Raw genomic sequence first — 1202 nt, forward strand, 5'->3', positions numbered from 1 at the left:
ATCACCAGCAATTCGGTGATTGCACTGCGGCCGTGGTAACCGCCGCCGGCGGCGTTGGCGCGAGGCCGGTAAAGCAGGATCGGGCGCTGCTCGGTGAAGCGGTCGAGGCCGTGTTCCTCGATCAGCTCCGGCGGGGCTTCGAACGCCTCACGGGTCGCCGGGTCGAGGCGGCGCACCAGGCGCTGCGCGAGGATGCCATTGACGGTCGAGGCGATCAGGTAGCTCTCCACCCCCATATCCAGCAGGCGCGTGATACTTGCTGCGGCACTGTTGGTGTGCAGGGTCGAGAGCACCAGGTGGCCGGTCAGGGAGGACTGGATGGCGATGCGGCAGGTTTCGAGGTCGCGGATTTCACCGATCATGATCACGTCCGGGTCCTGGCGCACGATGGAGCGCAGCGCGCCGGCGAAGTCCAGCCCAATGGCGGGTTTGACCTGGATCTGGTTGATGCCTTCCAGCTGGTATTCCACCGGGTCTTCGACGGTGATGATCTTGCGCTCGGCGGTATTGAGCCGCGACAACGCGGTATAGAGCGTGGTGGTTTTACCCGAGCCGGTGGGCCCGGTGACCAGCAGGATGCCGTGGGGCCGCTCGAGCACTTCAAGAAAGGTTTCCAGGCGCTGGCCATCAAAGCCCAGGCTCTGGAAATCGAACTGCACGGTCTGGCGGTCCAGCAGGCGCATCACCACCGACTCGCCAAAACTGGTGGGCACCGTGGATACCCGCAAATCCAGCTCCTTGCCCTGGATGCGCAACATGATCCGGCCGTCCTGCGGCAGGCGGCGCTCGGCGATGTCGAGGCGCGCCATGATCTTGACCCGGGAAATCACCGCCGCCGAGGAACTCGCCGGCGGCGCTTCCGCTTCATGCAGCACACCGTCGATGCGGTAGCGCACCTTGAGCTGGTTTTCGAAGGGTTCGATATGGATGTCCGAGGCGCGGTGCTCCACGGCCCGTTGCAGGATCAGGTTGACCAGGCGAATCACCGGGGCTTCGGAGGCCATGTCCTTGAGGTGTTCGATGTCTTCCAGGGCGCCGCCCTGTTCATCGAGGTTTTCGATCAGGGTGCCCATGGCGGAACGGCCCTGGCCGTAGTAACGCTCGATCAGGGTTTCGACTTCGTTGCGCGGCCCGACCGCCAGCCACACCGGCACGCCGCACGCGTACGCCAGGGCCTGGAACGGATACAGCAGCGCCGGGTT

1 protein-coding gene is annotated in these 1202 nt (G+C 65.0%); it reads right to left on the reverse strand.

The annotated features are described in order from the left end of the window. Positions 1-1202, reverse strand: a 1202-nt coding sequence (locus tag HX846_RS36385; protein ID WP_178967367.1) for a GspE/PulE family protein, incomplete at both ends; no start/stop codon positions are given.

The organism is Pseudomonas sp. K5002, assembly GCF_013386655.1.
GTDB lineage: Bacteria > Pseudomonadota > Gammaproteobacteria > Pseudomonadales > Pseudomonadaceae > Aquipseudomonas.